General features: G+C 71.3%; 1 pseudogene. It reads left to right on the top strand.

Annotation, left to right across the window (positions count from 1 at the left end):
• Positions 1 to 641 (top strand): annotated as a pseudogene (locus H489_RS38250) (hypothetical protein); the annotation flags it as partial.

The raw sequence follows: 641 nt of genomic DNA, 5'->3' as shown, positions 1-641 counted from the left end.
GTTCCTGGCCGGGCTCGACGTGGTGGCGCGGGCGCACGGGTTCACCGTGCAGGAACAGCTCGACCACGCCGAGATGGACTTCGGTCGGCTCGGCGCTGGTGCCGAGGACCACCTGCACCGGCTGGGCACCGTGACGTTGCGTCCGCACGTGGTCACCGCCGACGACCGGGAGGCCCTGGCCGGCTTCCTCGCCCGGCGCACCTCACGCAGGCCCTACGACTCGACCCTGGTGGACGCCACCGCGATCGAGGCCGCAGCCGCCATCGCCTCGGCGGCCGGCCAACGCTTCCGCACCACCGACGACCGTGCCACCGTCGACGAGATCGTCCGCGTCAACCAGGAGACCCTGTTCGACGACCTGCAGCACGACGCCGTGCACGACGAGATCCTGCACTGGCTGCGGTTCTCGAAGCGACAGGCAGCGGCCACCGGCGACGGACTGTCCGCCGAGACGATGCTCATGCCCGGCCCGGTGCTCCGGTTCGCCATGGAGCACCGCGGACTCTGGCAGGCACCGGGCATCGGCGGTCTCTTCCGCAGGGTGTACCTGTCCACCATGCGGGGCGTCCGACAGCTCGCCTGGCTCGAAGGACCGTTCAGCACCCCGGCCGAGTACGTCGAGGCCGGCCGGGTGTTCATGC

It is taken from the genome of Curtobacterium flaccumfaciens UCD-AKU (assembly GCF_000349565.1).
Classification (GTDB): Bacteria; Actinomycetota; Actinomycetes; order Actinomycetales; family Microbacteriaceae; genus Curtobacterium; species Curtobacterium poinsettiae.
Note: the sequence above shows the minus strand (reverse complement) of the source record. Positions and strands in the feature narration are given on the sequence as shown.